Origin of the sequence: Streptomyces sp. NPDC051183 (assembly GCF_040682455.1) — a bacterium.
Classification (GTDB): domain Bacteria; phylum Actinomycetota; class Actinomycetes; order Streptomycetales; family Streptomycetaceae; genus Streptomyces.
The window spans coordinates 48,475-65,716 of sequence record NZ_JBFBBA010000043.1 but is presented as its reverse complement, the minus strand read 5'-3'; the positions used below and the strand labels follow the sequence as shown (position 1 = coordinate 65,716).

The 17,242-nt window shown below is 72.8% G+C and carries 18 protein-coding genes; 8 read left to right on the top strand and 10 right to left on the bottom strand.

Features of this window, described 5'->3' with window-relative positions; all coding sequences use genetic code 11:
* Positions 1–120 precede the first annotated feature (120 nt).
* Positions 121–297 (top strand): hypothetical protein, encoded by a 177-nt coding sequence (locus AB0M99_RS30600; protein ID WP_365926157.1) that lies wholly within the window; start codon positions 121–123, stop codon positions 295–297.
* Here AB0M99_RS30600 and AB0M99_RS30595 read toward each other — a convergent pair.
* The 4 genes from AB0M99_RS30595 to AB0M99_RS30580 form a co-directional block, all read right to left on the bottom strand.
* Positions 294–3,431, bottom strand: a complete 3,138-nt coding sequence (locus AB0M99_RS30595; RefSeq protein WP_365926145.1) for a molecular chaperone Hsp90 — start codon at positions 3,429–3,431, stop codon at positions 294–296. The two genes, AB0M99_RS30600 and AB0M99_RS30595, sit on opposite strands and share 4 nt — an antisense overlap.
* 83 nt (positions 3,432–3,514) lie before the next feature.
* On the bottom strand, positions 3,515–4,144 hold the full coding sequence (locus tag AB0M99_RS30590) for a class F sortase (protein WP_365926143.1): 630 nt from the start codon (positions 4,142–4,144) through the stop codon (positions 3,515–3,517).
* Entirely contained in the window at positions 4,137–4,919 is a 783-nt protein-coding gene (locus AB0M99_RS30585; RefSeq protein ID WP_365926141.1) for a hypothetical protein, read from the bottom strand. The genes AB0M99_RS30590 and AB0M99_RS30585 overlap by 8 nt, the downstream gene beginning before the upstream one ends.
* A gap of 381 nt (positions 4,920–5,300) precedes the next feature.
* Positions 5,301–6,521, bottom strand: coding sequence for a helix-turn-helix domain-containing protein (locus AB0M99_RS30580; RefSeq protein ID WP_365926139.1), 1,221 nt, complete (start codon positions 6,519–6,521; stop codon positions 5,301–5,303).
* A gap of 148 nt (positions 6,522–6,669) precedes the next feature.
* Here AB0M99_RS30580 and AB0M99_RS30575 point away from each other — a divergent pair, with 148 nt between their 5' ends.
* Both AB0M99_RS30575 and AB0M99_RS30570 read left to right on the top strand, forming a co-directional pair.
* Entirely contained in the window at positions 6,670–7,008 is a 339-nt protein-coding gene (locus AB0M99_RS30575) for a hypothetical protein (RefSeq protein WP_365926137.1), read from the top strand.
* Between the two features lie 142 nt (positions 7,009–7,150).
* Positions 7,151–7,390 (top strand): hypothetical protein, encoded by a 240-nt coding sequence (locus AB0M99_RS30570; protein ID WP_365926135.1) that lies wholly within the window; start codon positions 7,151–7,153, stop codon positions 7,388–7,390.
* 221 nt (positions 7,391–7,611) lie between these two features.
* Here the strand turns inward: AB0M99_RS30570 and AB0M99_RS30565 are convergent, their stop codons facing one another.
* Together AB0M99_RS30565 and AB0M99_RS30560 are read right to left on the bottom strand one after the other, a co-directional pair.
* Positions 7,612–7,749 carry a hypothetical protein gene (locus tag AB0M99_RS30565; RefSeq protein ID WP_365926133.1) on the bottom strand — a complete coding sequence of 46 codons (138 nt, stop codon included), beginning with the start codon at positions 7,747–7,749 and terminating at the stop codon, positions 7,612–7,614.
* Positions 7,750–7,832: 83 nt separating this feature from the next.
* Complete coding sequence (locus AB0M99_RS30560; RefSeq protein WP_365926131.1) at positions 7,833–9,176, bottom strand: hypothetical protein; 1,344 nt, start codon at positions 9,174–9,176, stop codon at positions 7,833–7,835.
* Between the two features lie 144 nt (positions 9,177–9,320).
* Here AB0M99_RS30560 and AB0M99_RS30555 point away from each other — a divergent pair, with 144 nt between their 5' ends.
* The gene (locus AB0M99_RS30555; RefSeq protein WP_365926129.1) at positions 9,321–9,665 is read left to right on the top strand and encodes a hypothetical protein; all 345 of its coding nucleotides are present in this window, start codon (positions 9,321–9,323) and stop codon (positions 9,663–9,665) included.
* 154 nt (positions 9,666–9,819) lie between these two features.
* The gene (locus tag AB0M99_RS30550) at positions 9,820–10,059 is read left to right on the top strand and encodes a hypothetical protein (RefSeq protein ID WP_365926127.1); all 240 of its coding nucleotides are present in this window, start codon (positions 9,820–9,822) and stop codon (positions 10,057–10,059) included.
* A 104-nt stretch (positions 10,060–10,163) separates the two neighbouring features.
* Here the strand turns inward: AB0M99_RS30550 and serC are convergent, their stop codons facing one another.
* Positions 10,164–11,285 (bottom strand): phosphoserine transaminase, encoded by a 1,122-nt coding sequence (gene serC / locus AB0M99_RS30545; protein WP_365926125.1) that lies wholly within the window; start codon positions 11,283–11,285, stop codon positions 10,164–10,166.
* 155 nt (positions 11,286–11,440) lie between these two features.
* On the opposite strand from serC, the gene AB0M99_RS30540 reads away from it, so the two are divergent.
* Positions 11,441–12,415, top strand: a complete 975-nt coding sequence (locus tag AB0M99_RS30540; RefSeq protein ID WP_365926123.1) for an EamA family transporter — start codon at positions 11,441–11,443, stop codon at positions 12,413–12,415.
* 204 nt (positions 12,416–12,619) lie between these two features.
* Here AB0M99_RS30540 and AB0M99_RS30535 read toward each other — a convergent pair whose 3' ends face one another.
* Both AB0M99_RS30535 and AB0M99_RS30530 read right to left on the bottom strand, forming a co-directional pair.
* On the bottom strand, positions 12,620–12,802 hold the full coding sequence (locus tag AB0M99_RS30535; protein ID WP_365926122.1) for a hypothetical protein: 183 nt from the start codon (positions 12,800–12,802) through the stop codon (positions 12,620–12,622).
* A gap of 40 nt (positions 12,803–12,842) precedes the next feature.
* A complete protein-coding gene (locus AB0M99_RS30530; protein WP_365926120.1) occupies positions 12,843–13,802 on the bottom strand; it encodes a YafY family protein in 960 nt (319 codons plus the stop codon).
* A gap of 75 nt (positions 13,803–13,877) precedes the next feature.
* Here AB0M99_RS30530 and AB0M99_RS30525 point away from each other — a divergent pair, with 75 nt between their 5' ends.
* Positions 13,878–14,339 carry a hypothetical protein gene (locus AB0M99_RS30525; RefSeq protein ID WP_365926118.1) on the top strand — a complete coding sequence of 154 codons (462 nt, stop codon included), beginning with the start codon at positions 13,878–13,880 and terminating at the stop codon, positions 14,337–14,339.
* A 69-nt stretch (positions 14,340–14,408) separates the two neighbouring features.
* On the opposite strand, the gene AB0M99_RS30520 is transcribed toward AB0M99_RS30525, so the two are convergent.
* Positions 14,409–16,052 (bottom strand): CocE/NonD family hydrolase, encoded by a 1,644-nt coding sequence (locus AB0M99_RS30520; protein WP_365926116.1) that lies wholly within the window; start codon positions 16,050–16,052, stop codon positions 14,409–14,411.
* 323 nt (positions 16,053–16,375) lie between these two features.
* On the opposite strand from AB0M99_RS30520, the gene AB0M99_RS30515 reads away from it, so the two are divergent.
* A complete protein-coding gene (locus AB0M99_RS30515; RefSeq protein WP_365926114.1) occupies positions 16,376–17,176 on the top strand; it encodes a TIGR03084 family metal-binding protein in 801 nt (266 codons plus the stop codon).
* The last annotated feature ends 66 nt before the right edge of the window (positions 17,177–17,242 follow it).

The window sequence follows — 17,242 nt, the reverse complement described above, 5'->3', positions numbered from 1 at the left end:
AGGACCTGCCCGTCGGCAAGACGGCGAACACCGACCATCGGATCACCGGAGCCCGCCTCGTCAAGGACGGCCTGGGCTGGCACATCGCCTTCCGGCTTCGCCGACCCGGCCGCCGGGCCGGTGCTGGCCACCCTGGCCCCGGCCGAGCACCCGCGCGTCGGCTCCGACGGCGACCTGACGGGTGACGGCCTGCCGGACCTCTGGTCCGCGGACGCCTCCGGCAAGGTCACCGTCCTCCCGGGTGCGGGTACGACGACGCCGCACCCGACGGTGACGGGCTTCGGTCCGGCGCTCTAGTCGAACCACCTGTCCCGGGCCAGTTCGCCGGTCCGGGACGGGTCCTCCAGCAGGGCCGCGACCTCGAAGCGGCGCGGCCACTGGCCCGCCGACCAGGCCAGGCCCGCCGCGACGCCCTCCAGCGTGGCGGCGTGCAGGGTGCCGTCAGGGGTGCGGCGCCAGTCGAGTTCGGTGCCGCCTGCGATCAGCTCCTCGTGCTCCAGGTAGGTCGCGGGCGTCGCCGGGCCGAGCAGGATCCGTACCGACTCCGGCACTTCGTGCTCCTCGCCCGGGGTCGTCACCTCCGCCGGGACCGTGTCCGACAGCCGCCGCACCTGGAGCAGGTCCGCCAGGTCGGCCGCGCGGGACGGGGCGACCGGCAGCAGGGCCAGGCCCTCCGTCAGCGGGAGCAGGTCCGGGGCGTCCGCGATCACCGCGTCGGCCGCGTCCACCACCGCCACCTCCCCGTCGATCACCGCGCGCAGCTCGTCCGGCAGCGTGACCTGCTCGGGGTCCAGGTCGGCCAGGGCGCCGTACAGCGCGTGCAGTTGGCGTCCGCCGACCTCGCGGTCCGGGTCGGCGAGGCGGCCCAGGAGTTCGGCGGCGCCGCCGGGCTCGTCGAGCAGGGCGGCCACGGTGGTGCGTACGCCGAGTGCCCGCAGGACCTGTTCGTCCTCGAAGCCCGTGGCGTCCGCCGAGGTGTAGAGGCCCGCCAGCAGCGGGTCGCCGCCCGCCGCGCGCAGACCCGCCGGGCGGCGGCCGTCGAGCACCGGGTGGTCGCGCAGCCACCACGCGGTGTACGGGCGGACCGACTGCGTGGTGCCGTCGGGCAGCAGGACCCGTACCGGCTGGGTCAGTGCGTCGCGCAGCGGGGGCTGCGCGAGCATCGTCAGCGCCTGGGGCCAGCAGTCGTCGTCGACCAGGTCGAGGTCCCGTACCGCGACCAGCTCGGTCGCCACCGGCGGGACCGGGGTGTCCGGCAGCTGGTCGAGCACGTCCTCGCACCACACGTCCACCGCGTCGAGCAGGCCCGCGTCGTCGGGTTCGGCGAAGTCCCCGTCGCGGGGCTCCAGTTCGTCGGGGTCGAGGACCACGTCGGTGGCGCGCACGAGCTGGAAGGCGGCCAGCACCCCGACGGCGGTCAGCGGGCCCTCGCCCCAGCGCACGAGCAGTTCCTCGTCGCAGTACGGGATCTCGTCCGCGCGGATCACGGACGCCAACGCCGAGCCGGGCAGGAGCAGTTCGCCCGCAGGGGTCGGTTCGCCGTCCTCGTCGGGCAGGGCCAGCGCGCCCAGCCAGGGCTCGTCGCCCGGCGTGAGCTCGGCCGCCTGCACCAGGCCCAGGACGACGTCGGCCAGTTCATCGGCGTCGAGGGTGTCCGCGTCCTCGTCCCAGACCTCCCCGGCATCGAGCGAGGCCGCCACGGCCGCCCGCACCTGCGGGGTCGTCAGGACCGCGCGGGGGGTGGCCGGGAGGGCGCCGAGCTTCTCCAGCAGCGGGTGCACCGCATCCGGGTGGGCCACCTTCAGGCCGAGCCGGGCCAGGTCGGCCGGGGTGTCCGCGTAGGGCAGCAGGACGTGGCGCGGGCCGATGGTGGTGCGCCCGTCGGCCAGCGGCACGGGCAGCCCCGAGAGCCGGTCCGGGTCCACGCCGGCCAGGGTGTCGTACAGCCGGTGCCACCAGTCCGGGGTGCGCTCGATGCCCGCGATCCGCTCGATGGCGTCGCCGAGCGGGAGCCGGCCGACGCCCAGCGTGCGCAGTTCGGGGCGGCGTTCCAGGCCAGCCGGGAGCAGGGTCGGCAGGACCTCCGCGAGGACCCGTACGGTGTCGGCGCCCGCGCCCTCCACCACCTCGGCCTCGAAGGGGCGCAGCGCGGAGCGCTCCTCGGGGTCCTCGGCCGGGGCGGCGGGCGCGAGGAAGGCGGTCCGGGGGAGCCGCTGCAGCACGGCCGCGCGCAGGGCCCCGTCGAGCTCGCCCTTGCCGAGGGGGCCCGGTACGAGGTCCACGAGCGCGGTGCTCACCGGGTCCCAGGAGCCGAGGAGTTCGGTGTAGGCGTCGGCCGCGCGCTCCACCAGGAAGTCGGTCAGCGGTCCCGGCGCGGGGTGGCGGCGCGAGGTGTCGAGCGGCAGGGTCGCGATGAGCAGTGCGGGGATGCCGAGCGGTTCGTCGGTGGGGGTCGGCGCGTGCACCACGGGTGCGGTGGCGGGGTGCACGGGCGCGCCGTCGGCGTCGACGGGCACGGCCCAGGAGACCGTCCAGACGGGCCGCAGCCGTTCCTCGACGGGCCGGTCGGCGAGCAGTTCCCGCTCGATGGGGCCGCCGTGGCGGACGGTGCGCCAGCGCCGGGTCTGCCCGGCGGAGTCCTCGATGACCGTGTACGGGCCCTCGGCGCGGCGCAGCAGGGTCCGTACGCCCCCGGCGGGAGTGTCCACGACGACCTCGTGCAGGCCGGGCAGGGTCAGGAGCAGGGCGTCGTCGATCCCGGCGAGGAGGCGTTCGGCGAGTTCCTCGGCGGCGGCGTCGCGCAGCGGGAGGACCACGACGGTGTCGTACTCGTCGGGCGCGGTGCCCTCGGCGGGCAGCGGCAGGCGCAGCAGCGGTACGTGTCCGTCGCGGCGGCGCAGCTCGTCGCCGAGTCCGGGGCTGCCGACGGCGGCGCCCCGGGCCAGTTCGCGGGCCTCGGCCAGCGACCAGCGCACGCCGCCGTGGCGGCCGAGCACCGCGGGCTCGTCGGAGACGGCGAGGACGGCGGCGAAGCCGACGCCGAAGCGGCCCACGGTGTCCCCGGACCCGGCGGACTCCCGCTTGGCGGAGGCGCGCAGGGTGCTGAGGGACTCCACGCCGGTCGCGTCCAGCGGGGCCCCGGTGTTGGCGACGGCGAGCACGGCGTGGCCGCCCTCGTCGGGTCCGCCGGGGTGCAGGGTGAGCCGCAGCCGGCCGGGGACCTTGGCGCGGGCCGCGGCGTCGGCGGCGTTCTGCGCCAGCTCGATGACGAGCCGGTCCCGGTAGCCGCCGAGTGCCAGGTCCTCCTCGGCGTTGGCGTCCTCGCGGAAGCGGGCGGGGCCCGCGCCCCAGGCGTCGAGCACCCCGCGTCGCAGCCGGGCCGTGCCGAAGGGGTCCACGCCGCTCTGGGCCGCCGTCACTCGCACGCTCACGCCGCTGCCTCCAGCTGTGCTGTTCTCAGGATGGTCGGGCCCCTGAACCTGCCCCGAACCTCCTGAAGGTATCGCGTGCGTCCCTATGCCTTGGCCGTGAGGTGGGCGAACACCACGACGTTGGCATCCCAGTGGCGGTCCGGGGTGAGGTTGCCGCCGCAGGTGATCAGACGGAGCTCCGCCTTGCCGTGGGTGTCGCCGTAGACCTTGTCGGTGGGGAAGGCGTCCTTCTTGAAGGTCTGCACGTCGTCGACGGTGAAGACGGCGGTGCTGCCGTCGGCCCGGTGGACCTCGATCTTCTGGTCCTTCTTCAGTTTCTTGAGGTTGTAGAAGACGGCCTGGGGGGCCTGCGGGGTGTCCATGTGGCCGACGATGGCGGCCGCGCCCGGCTCGCCGGGGGTGGGGCCGTCCTTGTACCAGGCCGCGTCCTTGGGCTTGGCGAAGTCCGGTTCCTGCATCTCGCCCTTGGCGTCCAGGCCGACGGTGTCGAGCGGGGCGTCCACCTTGATGTCGGGGATCTCGACGCGGTCCGGGACGGAGGGGGTGAGGGAGGAGGCGGCCGAGGCGTTCGCGGCCGTGTCCGCACCGGTGTCCTCGGCGCCGCCCGCGGAGCAGCCGGTGGCGAGGGCCACGGCGAGGGCCGAGGCCCCCGCCAGGGCGGCGGCGCGGCGTGCGCGGCCGCCCCGGCGGGGGGTGGTGGTCTGCTCAGCCATTGCTGGTCTCGGAGCCGACGTAGCCGACCGGGGCCTGGCCGGTGTTGACGGAGCCCTTGGGCGTCTTGTGCTCGCTCGGCTTCAGCGGCTTCACGTCCGGCTTGGTGCCGGTGGCCTCGGTGGAGAACTTGACGGTGTCGAACTGCTTGCCGCCGGCGAAGGCCTGGACGCCGTAGTAGCCGGTCTTGACGTCCTTGGACACGATGGCGGTGCCGGTGAAGGTGCCCTTGCCGTCGCTCTTCAGGTTGACCTGGCCGCCGAAGGCGTCGGACTTGACGAAGGCGTTCTTCTCGGAGGTCTTGATGGTGACGACGACCTTGTCGCCGGGGCGCCCGTGGTCGGTGGACAGGTTCACGCTGGAGGCCTGCGGGGTGGGCTTGGGGGAGGGCTTGTCGGACTTGACGGTCAGCTGCGCGGTGGCCTGGATCCTCTTGCCGTCGGGGCCGGTGCCGGTGAGGGAGACGTCGTAGGTGCCGTTGTCCACCTTGTTGACCTTGGCGGTGCCGCCGCGGCCGTCGGTCATCTTCACGTCGCCCAGGGCCTTGGAGGAGACGGAGAGGTTCGTCGAGCCGTCGGGGACGTCCATCGAGAACGTGATCGAGTCGCCCGGCTCGGCGGTGGAGGTCGACAGCTTCAGGCTCGCGGCGGCCGCGTGGGGGCTCGGGCTGGAGCTGCTCGACGGCGTCGGGGTGCCGGCGGCGAAGGCGGTGGTCGCGCCGCCGAGGGCCATCGACGAGGCGAGGGCGATCGCCGAGATGGTGAGTGCCTTGCGCATGGGGTCTCCTCCTGAACGGGCCGGGGTTTTTCCCGGCACACCAGACATGAGGGACATCCTGGGCGCTTGGTTGCGGGCCTCCGGGGGGCCGGCCGAGCGGGTGGCCGAAGGTCCTCCGGCATAAAGGCGCAGGCCGTGACGGCGCCGGGGAGGCTCCGTTTGCGGGCTCTTTGCCCCGATTTTTGGGACCAAGGTCCCGGGATCCGGGCCGCCGGGCGCCGAGTTGGGCGTTCAGCCCGCCTTCAGGAACGCTGAGTACGGGGTGTAGCGAAGGGGGTCCCTGTCCGATGAGCAGGGGCTTCTTCGTGCTCGAACAAGATCCGATTTGCCACAACGCACTCAGCCTGCGGGCTGGGAGGGGACGCTTTCGTGCGTCCTGGCTCAGTCGAGTTCGGCGAGCATGTCGACAAGCACCCGACCCTCGTGGGCGCCACGCCGGAGCAGCAGGCTCCCCACCTTGTGCAGCTCGCCCCACGCGTGCGGTCGGCCGATCTCGGAGGCATCGACGAGGATGCTCTTCGCCGTGGTCAAGGCTCCTTCGGCTTCCCCGGCGCCCGCGTACGCGTGGGCGAGGCATGCCCCGTACCAGGCCCGGTCGCGCCGGAAGGCGGCTGCGAAGCCCGCGAGTCCCACTGTCAGGTTTTCGATCGCCTTCGGCCAGTCCCGCAGGTGCAGGTCTGCCATGCCGCGCTGCGCGGCGAACCAGGGCTCGTCGTAGAAGTAGAGCCAGGGCGGGGCGTCTGTGGCCTTCTCGATCATCGACTGGGCCTCGTCGAGTCGGCGGTACGCCGCGTCGCCGTCGCCGTCGAGTGCATGACCTCGGCCGGCCATCTGCACGGCCATGGCTCTTGTAGCGTCGCTTGCGCCAGCAGTTGCGGCTGCCGCTTCGCCGAGCCGGACGGTTCGTCGCCCGTTGCCCTGGGACCAGGCGAGGTGGGCCTTCATGCTCATGGTCGTGGCGGCCATGTCGCTGTACCCGGATTCGAGGGCCCAGTCGTAGGACCGGTCGAACCACGCGCGCGCGAGACGGGCGTCGTCCTGGTCTTGTGCCATCCACGCGAGGAATTGTGCGTACTCGGCCATCACCTTCACGAGCCTGTCGGCGAGCGGTCCTCGTGCCTGCTCGTAGAGTCCGGCAACCGCCTCGAACTGCGTGGCCACTACGGTGGACATCACTCGTGAACCGAGGGTGTCTTCGGCCCGCCGATGTTCTGCCAGCAGCCGCTCCATCGCCGCGAGCGAAGGTGAGTCCAACCGCATTCCAGAGCTGGTGACCTGCCACAGCCTCTCGGATTCCGGCTCCGCGACCAGGCCGGGGAGCACGAGCGAAGGCAGCGGAAGCTCGGCACTGGTTCCGCCGACAAGCTCGGCCGGGATCCCGAGGCCGTCGATGATGCGCTGCCGGACCTCGACAGACGTGACAGCGCGCCGCCGGTTTTCGATCGCCGAGATGTCTGGCTGCGCGAGGCCGACCAGGGCTCCGAGCTGGCTCTGGTTGCTACGGGTCGCCTTCCGCCACGCTTTCAGCAGCGTCGGCCAGTCTTCCACGGCTGCGGCGGCGCGCAGTTCAGGGAGTACCCATACGCCCAACTCCGGCTCCATCTCTTCAATATAGGGCGGCCCTATAGGGCGTGATTGTGGATTGGGGCGGGAGCCACCCGACATGGTGATTTCACACCAGGGGGCGCACACCACGACCACGGAAGCACCCCCGGTGCATCACCCGCTGACGACGGTAGGGAGCACCGGTATGACCGACGCGTTTCTGGAGCATCTGAGGGAGGCCGAGGAGTTGTCGGCCGAAGTGCTCGGCCCGTACAACGCCCGGCCGCCGCGCGAGGATATCGACATCGTGACGGGTGAGCTGATCCGGCTCGGTCTGCCCCTCGCCACGAAGATCGCCGCGATTCCCGCGGGTGAGCGGTTTCCGCGGGCCGAGGGGGCCGTCGCGGATTGGACGTATTACGTCGCGAAGGGCGTTCTCGGTCCGGGCGACCACCTGGCGTGGAATTACGCGCGCGGCCTGGCCCGCGTGGTGCGGTCCATGGCCCTCGGCATCCGCGAGCACCAGCCGACGAGCACGCTGTGACGTACCCGCCGAGGCAGCCGTCCGGGCCGCCGTCGCAGTGTCCGGCGTGCGGCGCCCGGCCGGTCTCCGGGAGCGGTCCCGAGGCCGGTGCCACCGTCCACGAGGAGGGCTGCCCCCGCGGCGGCCCCGACGGGATCACCTGATGGCCGCCGGCCTCGACCGGATGCAGCGGCAGGCGTACGACCTGACGCGGCTCACCCGTACCGTGACCGAGTCCGACCGGCACCCTGGCGGGGTCTGCGCCCAGGAGTCCATGCGGTGCTCCGACTGCCGGATGCCGGCCCCGATCGCCTTCAGGTTCGGCGGCCCGATGGCCGACTGCCGGGTGTGCGGCTACGCCTGGGCCGTGCGGCACGACCCCGCGCACTGCTGGCAGCGCTAGAACATCACCCGCGGCCACCCGGACTGGGCCGGCACATGACCGCCCCCGCCCCGGTACTTTCCCCTCCGGGTGGCCAAGGACGCCGGGCTGCGGGTCATCCGGCTGCATGACGCGCGGGGCCGGATCATGCTCGTGCGGATCATCCTGCGCGAGGACATCACCCGGTCGAATGTGTGGATCGGCCTGGCCGGCCTCGATGCGGGCGCGTCGCTGGCGAACTGCTACCTCGGCGTGTACTCAAGCGGGGGTTCACCGCTGGGGACCACGGCGGACATCTCGTCGTTGCTGATGACCGGGGCCACCGGCAAGGCGCTGGCGTTGGTGACTCCGTTCTCCGCCCCGGCGGGGACGTACTTCATCGCGATGCTCCTGAACGGGACGTGGACGACCCTGGGCGCGCGGGCCTCCTGCTCCCGACAGCGGAGGCCCACTCACCCGCATGTCACCCCTTCAGCGCACCGACCACCTGTGCCCGCTCCTTCAGGTCGCGGACGGCCCGTACGCTGCCGTGGGCTCGGAGCCGGAGGGTCATTACCTCAAAGTGCTCGTCCCCGCGGGCGGACGACAGCACTTCGTAGTCGTCGAGGAACCGCCCCCAGGACTCGCACGCAGCCTCAACGTGACCGATAGACAACTGCCGCTGCGCCAAGAGGCCGTAGGCGTGCAAGCGGCCCTGCCGCTCATTGGCGGGCTGCACACGGATCGACTCGCGCAGGGTGCGTACAGAGCCGCTGACGTCCTTCGTCGCGTTCTGCACGTGCGCGACGTGGAAGAGAAGGGCCGTTCGGTCGTATCCGCCGATGCTCTCCCTACGGTCGTCGGCCCGGACCAAGGCCTCCTCTGCCTCGCGTAGCCGAGCGAAGGCCTGCCGCTTGTCGCCGACCATCGCCGCACCGTGGGCCTGCTGCCCGCGTAGGAAGGCCACGAGCCGGGGCCCGGCAGCCGGTGCCGCCTCAGCTGCCGAGTCGGCGAGTTCCAGGGCGCGCCGGCCGTAGCCCAAGTTCGATGCCTGGAGGGACATTCCGCGGAGAGTGCGGCAGTAGGTGACGTGGTCCTCCGCTTCCCCGGCCAGCTTCAGTGCGGACACGTAGTAGTCCTGGCCGAGCCGGTGCTGCCGCTCGTACATGGCCATCCATCCGGTGAGGTACACGAGGTCGGAGGCGGCGGCCAGCATGCTGCGGCGGACCGGTGCGGCAGCTTCGGCCTTCAGCCATGGGCCAATCGTGTTCACGAGGAAAGCGGCGGCCATGGGCCGTGCGTGGCCGGCGCCGAGTTCGTCGAGGATGTCGGCGATGCGGTCCGTCATCGTCTGGATTGCTGCGACTTGAGCCTGGCCGACGCGGGTTGTGGCTTTCCCGGGCCTTATCGGGTCGGGGCTGTCCGCGCGGGCGAGCGTGGGGAACAAGGGGATGGCGAGAGCGGCGGAGAAGACACCAGCCGCGATGACGCGGCGCCGCGACGGATCCATGTCCATCCTTCCGAGGTCTACGAGCTCCCGAACAGTGTCTTCCTCCTCGCCGGCCGCTGGCGGCAGGAGGCCGGCTTCCGCATAGGTGACCGGCCGCCCCAGCTTCCGTTCGAACGCCTCGATGAGGATTGCTCTGACCTGCGTGCGGGGCTGGTGTCCGGCCGCCCACTGCGAGGCCGCGGGCTGCCCGTACTTGAGGGCAAGGCCGGACTCTGCGCCGATGCGGTTGACGATCAACGCGAGTTGGGACCTCGACCATCCGGCCTGTTCAAGCAGGGTTTGCAGTCCGAAGTTTGGGGTGCGCGAGTGGTTCGCCATGTGCAGCTCCCGACAGTGCATGGCTTGCATGCTTCTCCGACCCTCCAACGGTACTCGCGGCCACCGGTCTTGGGGTTTCCTCTTCATGAGCAGCAGCGACGGGCGGTACCGGCTGCCGCCCGCTGACGACGGTAAGGAGCACTCGTGGACGCTGAGTTCGAGAACCACCTGAAGGTCGCCGAGGAGTTCTCGACGAGCGTGCTGGGTCCGTACGAGGCCCGGCCGCCGCGCGAGGACATCAACATGCTGATCGGCGAGTTGATCCGCCTGGGGCTGCCCCTCGCCGCGAAACTGGCTGCGATCCCCAAGGACGAGCTGTTCCCTTGGGCCGAGGGGGCCGTCTCGGACTGGCGCTACTTCGTCGCGAAGGGCGCCCTCGGCGAGAGCGACCATTCGCGCTGGAACTACGCCCGCGGCCTTTCCCGGGTGCTCCGGTCGCTGACAGCCGGCATCCGCGAGCACCAGCACCAGCCGACGGGCACGCTGTGAGTACGCGGCGTACATACCCGCCCCGGAAGGTCGCCGCGCCGCCGCCGAAGTGTCGTGAGTGCGGCGCCCGGCCGCTGCCCGGCCGGGGCCCCGAGGCCGGCGCCACCGTCCACGAGGAGGGCTGCCCCCGCGGCGGCCCCGACGGGATCACCTGATGCCCGCCGGCCTCGACCGGATGCAGCGGCAGGCATACGACCTGACGCGGCTCACCCGCACCGTCACCGAGTCCGACCGGCACCCTGGCGGGGTCTGCACCCAGGAGTCCATGCGGTGCTCCGACTGCCGGATGCCGGCCCCGATCGCCTTCAGGTTCGGCGGCCCGATGGCCGACTGCCGGGTGTGCGGTTACGCCTGGGCCGTGCGGCACGACCCCGCGCACTGCTGGCAGCGCTAGAACATCACCCGCGGCGGCCCTGACCGGATCACCTGAGGGAACGCCGGAGCCCCCGGCGACGGGTGTCGCCGGGGGCTCCGGGAAGCGGAACTCGGTCCGTCAGATCAGAGCTGCTCGATGACGTAGTCGATGCACGCGGTCAGCGCCTGCACGTCCGCCGGGTCGATCGCCGGGAACATCGCGATGCGGAGCTGGTTGCGGCCGAGCTTGCGGTACGGCTCGGTGTCCACGATGCCGTTGGCGCGCAGCACCTTGGCGATCGCGGCCGCGTCGATGTCGTCGGAGAAGTCGATCGTGCCGATGACGGCGGAGCGCTTGCCGGCGTCCTGGACGAAGGGGTTGGCGTACTTCGACGCCTCCGCCCAGCCGTACAGGTTGCGCGCGCTGGCCGCCGTACGGCCGGTCGTGAACTCCAGGCCGCCCTGGCTGTTCATCCACCGGAGCTGCTGGTCCAGCAGGAAGAGGGTGGAGAGCGCCGGGGTGTTGTACGTCTGGTTCTTCAGCGAGTTGTCGATCGCCGTCGGCAGCGAGAAGAACTCCGGGATGTGCCGGCTGCCGGAGGCGTGCACGCGGGCCGCGCGCTCCAGGGCCGCCGGGGAGAACGCGGCCAGCCACAGGCCGCCGTCCGAGGCGAAGGACTTCTGCGGGGCGAAGTAATAGACGTCGCTCTCGGTGATGTCCACCGGCAGGCCGCCGGCGCCCGAGGTCGCGTCCACCAGGACGAGGGAGCCGGCGTCGGCGCCCGCGACGCGCTTGATCGGCGCCGCCACACCCGTCGAGGTCTCGTTGTGGGTGTACGCGTACACGTCCACGCCCGCCTCGGCCACCGGCTCGGGGTGCGTGCCCGGCTCGGAGGAGATCACGGACGGCGCGTCCAGCCACGGCGCGAGCTTCGCGGCCGTGGCGAACTTCGAGGAGAACTCGCCGAAGGTGAGGTGCTGCGACTTCCGCTCGATGAGTCCGGCGGTCGCGATGTCCCAGAAGGCGGTGGAACCGCCGTTGCCCAGGATCACCTCGTAGCCCTCGGGGAGGGAGAAGAGGTCCCGGAGGCCCTGGCGCACGGAGCCGACCAGGTTCTTGACGGGAGCCTGGCGGTGGGAGGTTCCGAGCAGGGAGGTACCGGTGGCGGCGAGGGCGTCCAGCGCCTCGGTCCGCACCTTGGAGGGGCCCGCGCCGAAGCGTCCGTCGGCGGGCTTGATGTCAGCGGGAATCTGGATCTCGGCCACGAGCGGAGCGTATCGGGTCCTGGTCCGCGGCTTCGAAGCGAGTCCACCGGATGAGACGAGTGGCTGGTAAGAGCTGTAGCGGAGGTTAAGGGGGTGTGCGCAATGTAAGGCAAAACACGGCTCCATGGTCCTTACGGACCCCTTAGCCTGGAGAGATGCCCGCACCCACCTCGTCCCCCGCGACCCCCGCAGTGGCCCCTGCCGTGCCCTCCGCAGTCCCCGCCGCCCCCGCCGCCCCCGGCCGGGGCTCGCGCTTCTCCGGGCGGGGCAGCCTCGGGCCGGTCGCGCTGGTGGTCTCGGCGGGGATCTCGGTGCAGTTCGGCGCCGCCCTCGCGGTGCTGATCATGCCGAGGGCGGGCGCGGCGGGCGTGGTCACCCTGCGGCTGGCGATGGCGGCGCTGGTGCTGCTGCTCCTGTGCCGCCCCAAGGTGCGCGGCTACACCCGCGCCGACTGGACCACCGTGGTGTGGTTCGGCGTGACGATGGCGGGCATGAACGGCCTCTTCTACCAGGCCGTCGACCGCATCCCGCTCGGCCCGGCCGTCACCCTGGAGGTGCTCGGCCCGCTGGCCCTGTCGGTCCTCGTCTCCCGCCGCCTGGTGAACGTGCTGTGGGCGGCCCTGGCCCTGGCCGGCGTGGTCCTGCTGGCCGGGCACGGCGGCGGCTTCGGCGGCCTCGACCCGCTGGGTGCCGCCTTCGCGCTCGGTGCGGGCGCGATGTGGGCGGCGTACATCGTCTTCAGCGCCCGCACCGGCCGGCGCTTCCCCCAGGCGGACGGGCTGGCGCTGGCGATGGCGGTCGCGGCGGTGCTGTCCCTGCCGCTCGGCGTGGTCGAGGCGGGCTCCGCCCTCCTCGCACCGAGCACCGTCGCACTGGGCGCGGGCGTGGCCGTCCTGTCCTCGGTCCTGCCGTACACGCTGGAGATGCTGGCCCTGCGGCGGCTGCCGGCCCCGACCTTCGCGATCCTGATGAGCCTGGAACCGGCCATCGCCGCGACGGCCGGGTTCCTGGTCCTGCACCAGGGCCTGTCCGCGCTGGACGCGGTGGCCATCGCCCTGGTCATCGCCGCGAGCATGGGCGCGGTCCGCGCCCAGACCCGCCGCGCCGAGACCCTTCCCGCGGCTTCCTGACGCGCGGCCGCGCCGTATGGGCCGAGGTGACAGCGGCCTACACCTGGTACGAGGAACAGGGCAGACCGCACATCACCCGCTTCGGTGTTTCCGTCGATGCCGCCGGACAGCGGGTGTGGCTCGATGATCCGAGCCGCCCCGTGGGCCGCTGACGCCCGAGCCCGAGCCCCGGCCGGGGCCAGGGCCAGGGCTCGGCTCGCGAGGTCAGAGCCAGACGCCGTCGCCCTGGAGCGTGGGCGTGGTGTCCGCGTGCTGGACGTTCTCCGCCGTGATGGAGAAGCCCGCCGGCCAGTCCGAGTCCGGCCAGTCCTGGCCCCAGCCGCTCGACATGGCGAGGGCGAGGGCGCTCAGTACACCGACAGCGAAGTACGCACGGGTTCTCGTCATGACCGGAGCATGCCAGCGTCCCCGCACCGGAGGAAAGGCCTCAGGCATATCGGGCCGTCAACTCCGCCAGCGCGGCCCTGATGCGCTCCCGCAGCGCCGCGGGAGCGAGCACCTCCGCCTCCGGGCCCAGGGACAGGAACTGGGCCTGCGCCTGCTCCGCCGACTCGATCGGCAGGACCGCCCGGGTCCAGCCCGCGAGCTCCGGGTCCGGGGTCCCGGCCGCCGCCAGGGCCCGCGCCTGGACCCCGGTCAGCTGGGCCGCGCCCCGCGCGGAGAGGCGTACCAGCGCCTCCTGCGGATACAGCCGCTCCAGGAACTCCGCCTGCGTGCGCCGCCAGTGCGCCGCCAGGTCGAAGCCCTCCGGGAGCTGCGCCACCTCCGCCGTCTCCCGGAGCGAGAGGATCTGGTCCACGCGGTACGTCCGCGGCCCCTCCGGACCCGCGACCAGGTACCACCGCCCCGCCTTCAGGACCAGCCCGTACGGGGCCAGGCGCCGGTCCACCTCGCGCGGCTCCTTCCACCGCCGGTAGCGGACCTCCACCACCCGGCCCCGCCACACCGCGTCGGCGACCCGTCCCAGGTGCGGGGTCTCCTCGTGCTCCGCGTACCAGCCCGGCGCGTCCAGGTGGAAGCGCAGCCGCATCCGGTCCGCCTGCTCGCGCAGCTCCGCGGGCAGCGCCGCCCGCAGTTTCAGCTGCGCCGCCGACAGGGCCCGCCCGAGCCCCAGTTCGGCCGCGGGGCCCGGCATCCCGGTCAGGAACAGCGCCTCCGCCTCGCCCGGGCTGAGCCCGGTCAGCCGGGTCCGGTAGCCGTCGAGAAGCTGGTAGCCGCCGCTGTGGCCGGCGTCCCCGTACACCGGCACGCCCGCCGCCGTCAGGGCCTCCGCGTCGCGGTAGACCGTACGTACGGACACCTCCAGCTCCCGGGCGAGCTCGGCGGCGGTCATCCGCCCCCGGGTCTGGAGCAGCAGCAGGATCGAGAGCAGTCGGCTGGACTTCACTGACACAGGATGTCAGTGGAGCCGTCCTAACGTTCCCCCATCACAAGGCACGGCAAGGACAGCAAGGGGAACCACATGGACGACTTCGACTTCCTCGTCGGCACCTGGGACGTCGCCAACCGCTGGCGCACCGACTTCCTCGACGCGGACAGCGAGTGGGAGGAGTTCCCGGCCGTGTCCCGCGTCAGCCGCCACTTCGACGGCGGCGCCAGCTTCGACGAGATCGAGTTCCCGACGAAGGGGTTCGCAGGCCTCACTCTGCAGCTCTACGACCGGGAGCGCGAGCAGTGGAACCTGCACTGGGCGAGCCGCCGGACCGGGGTGCTCATCCCGCCCGTCACCGGCCGCTTCGACGGTGCGAGCGGCGACGGCGTCTTCACGGGCCGCGACACGCACGACGGCAAGGCGGTCCTGGTGCGCTTCGAGTGGACGCGCACCAGGACCGACTCCCCGCGGTGGGAGCAGTTCTTCTCCGTCGACGACGGCGCGAGCTGGGTCCACAACTGGACGATGGACTTCACCCGCCGCGCCGCCTGACCGCCCGCCGCCCCGCCGCCCACGGGGGAGCGGCGGGGCGGCGGGGCCGCGGGGAGCACCTGCGCGCGGTCAGCCGAGCGGCAGGTCCAGATACGACGGCGTGGCCTCGGGCGAGGTGAACGCCAGCGTCGCGCGCGGCAGGTTGGCGTCGCCGTAGAAGGGGTCGCGGGCGTCCACCACCAGCGCCACCCGGTGCCCGCGCGGTACGTCGTACCCCGTGGCCTGGAGTTCGAGGTCCGCGCTGATCAGGCTGTCCGGTGGCGAGTCCAGGTCGGTGTACGGGGCGTGCGTGATGATGTGGGCCGAGCCGTCCGGGCCCACGTCGAAGAGGTACGCGATGAAGGTCGACCCGGGGTTCGCCGCCCGGTACGTCACCCGCAGCCGGGGCGTGCCGCGCAGCCGCGTGGCCTCCTCCTGCGGCTCCGAGGTCCATACGGCGGCCACGGTGCGGTCGATGTCGTCGGCCGGGTAGGCCTTCGGGCGCCCGGCGATCTCCGCGAAGCCGGACGTCACCACCGTGTCGGCGACCGTCGCCGGGGTGTCCACCCCGCACAGCACGTCCGCGCTCCAGCCGGCCTCCGGGTCCGGGGCCAGTCCTCCGCTGCCGTTCAGGAACAGGCGGCGGACGTCCCGGGTCACCGCGCCCCAGGTGGGGCGGGGCTCCAGGGCCTTGTTCCACATGACCTCGCTCAGCACCTGCCCCTCCCCGGCGATGCCGTTGTCGATGTCCCTGAGGTGGTGGTCGAACCAGCGGTGGGCGTCCGTCCAGATCCGGTTGGGCAGCCCGAGCATGCCGCTCGCCTCGGGTCCGGAGTGGTCGCCTATGGAGAGGTCGATCCGCTTGGGGCCGGTCAGCTCGTTGAACATCCGCAGGGTCTGGTTGCCGGGGAAGAGCGTCTCGTGCCAGGCGTGCGCGAAGAACACCGGCACCTGGCGGCGGTTGAGCTCCTTGATGTGCGTGAAGGGCGAGCGCACCTCCGCCCAGCGCAGCGTCCCCTCGATGTCGCGGTTGGCGAGGACGTTCTCGAACACGGCCTGCGTCTGCGGGCTCAGCCGCGCCTTCGCGGCCGCGGCGAGCAGCGCCTCGACGGCGGCCACGTGCCGTGTGGAGTTCTCGTAGAACGCCTCCCCGAGGTCGCCCCAGGTGCTCAGGGCCGCCACGGCGTCGACGCGGGTGTCGTGCACGGCGACGAGCTGGCTGATGCCGGAGCCGTACGAGTCCCCGAGGAAGCCGATCTTCGTCACCGGGCCGGCGGTGCGCTCGACGAGGTACTCCAGGGCCCGGCTGCCGTCGGCGATGTCGAGCGGGCCGGCCACCTCCACCTGGCCCTCGGAGCCGGGGAACCCGCGGGTGGTGTAGGCGAGGACGTTGTAGCCGCGCGCCGCGAAGATGCTGGCCTGGACGACGTACACGAGCCAGCCCAGGCTCGTCCACGGGGAGGGCATCACGATCGCCGGGCGCGGCCCGCTCCCGGTGTGCCGCCACAGCGCGGCGTCGAGCAGGTCCCCGTCGGCGCCGGGCACCTTGGCGCGGCTGAACACGGCGGAAGACCGGGCGTCCGCGACCTCGGCGGCGCGGGCTGGGGCGAGGCCGGTGACGTCGCCGGTCTCCAGGGCGGCGGCGAAGGCGCCGAGGGCGGTCGCGTCGAGTTCGGGATAGAGGGAGAAGGGGGCCGGGCCGGAGGAGGAGGCGGAGAAGGCGGCTGGAGTCACGTCAGTTCATCCTCATCGTCGAGTGGGTCGAGCGACATGAACACGGAGCGTCGATCACCGCTGCACGCGGAGTGCTCAGTATCGACGGGACATCCGGTGACGTTTCGCGGGTTTCCGGCTTACGGCCTGAATCGCCCCCTCGGGCCCTGCGTCCGCGTCCGGCCACCCCTGCGGGCACCAGCGCCGCTGCCAAATCAGGCCGCGGTGGCGCGAGTTGCCGCCGGTGGCGGGAAGTGCCCGAAGGTCCGAAAATAATGCAAGCACGCTTGATTGTTTTCCCGGAGGCTGCCAGTCTTCCCCTCACGCCGAGAGGGGAGCGCACCGTGCTCGATCCGTCCGCTGTCGCCGTCTTCGCCGACCTGCGCGAGGAGGGACAGGAACTCGATTCCCTGGTACGGGAGTTGCCCGGCCCGAGCTGGGCGAGGCCCACCCCCGCGAGCGGCTGGACCGTCGCCCACCAGATCGCCCACCTGCACTGGACCGACCGGGCCGCTCTGCTCTCCCTCACCGACGCCCCCGGCTTCGCGGGCATGGTCCAGGAGGCCCTGGCCGCCCCCGACACCTTCGTCGACGAGGGCGCCGAGGAGGGCGCCGCGCTTGCGCCGGCCGAACTGCTCGCCCGCTGGCAGGCGGGCCGCACCGCGCTCGACGAGGCCCTCGCCGCGGCCTCGCCCGACACCCGCTTCCCCTGGTACGGGCCGCCGATGAAGGCCGCCTCGATGGCCTCCGCCCGCCTGATGGAGACCTGGGCCCACGGCCAGGACGTCGCCGACGCGCTGGGCGTACGCCGCACCCCGACGCAGCGGCTGCGGCACGTGGCACGGATCGGCGTACGGGCCCGCGACTACGCCTACGCGGTACGCGGGCTGCCCGCGCCCGCCGGGGAGTTCCGGGTGGAGCTGACCGCACCCGACGGCGCGGGGCTGTGGGCGTACGGCCCCGAGGACGCCGTGCAGCGCGTCACGGGCCCGGCGCTGGACTTCTGCCTGCTCGTGACCCAGCGGGCCCACCGCGCCGACCTGGCCCTGACGGCCACCGGCGCCGATGCCGACCGCTGGCTCGACATCGCCCAGGCCTTCGCGGGCCCGGCCGGCCCGGGCCGCGCGCCGGGGGCCTCGCGGTGACGCCGGACCCGCGCCGCCCGCAGGGACCGGACCCGCGCCGCCCGCAGCCGCCGGACCCGCGCCGCC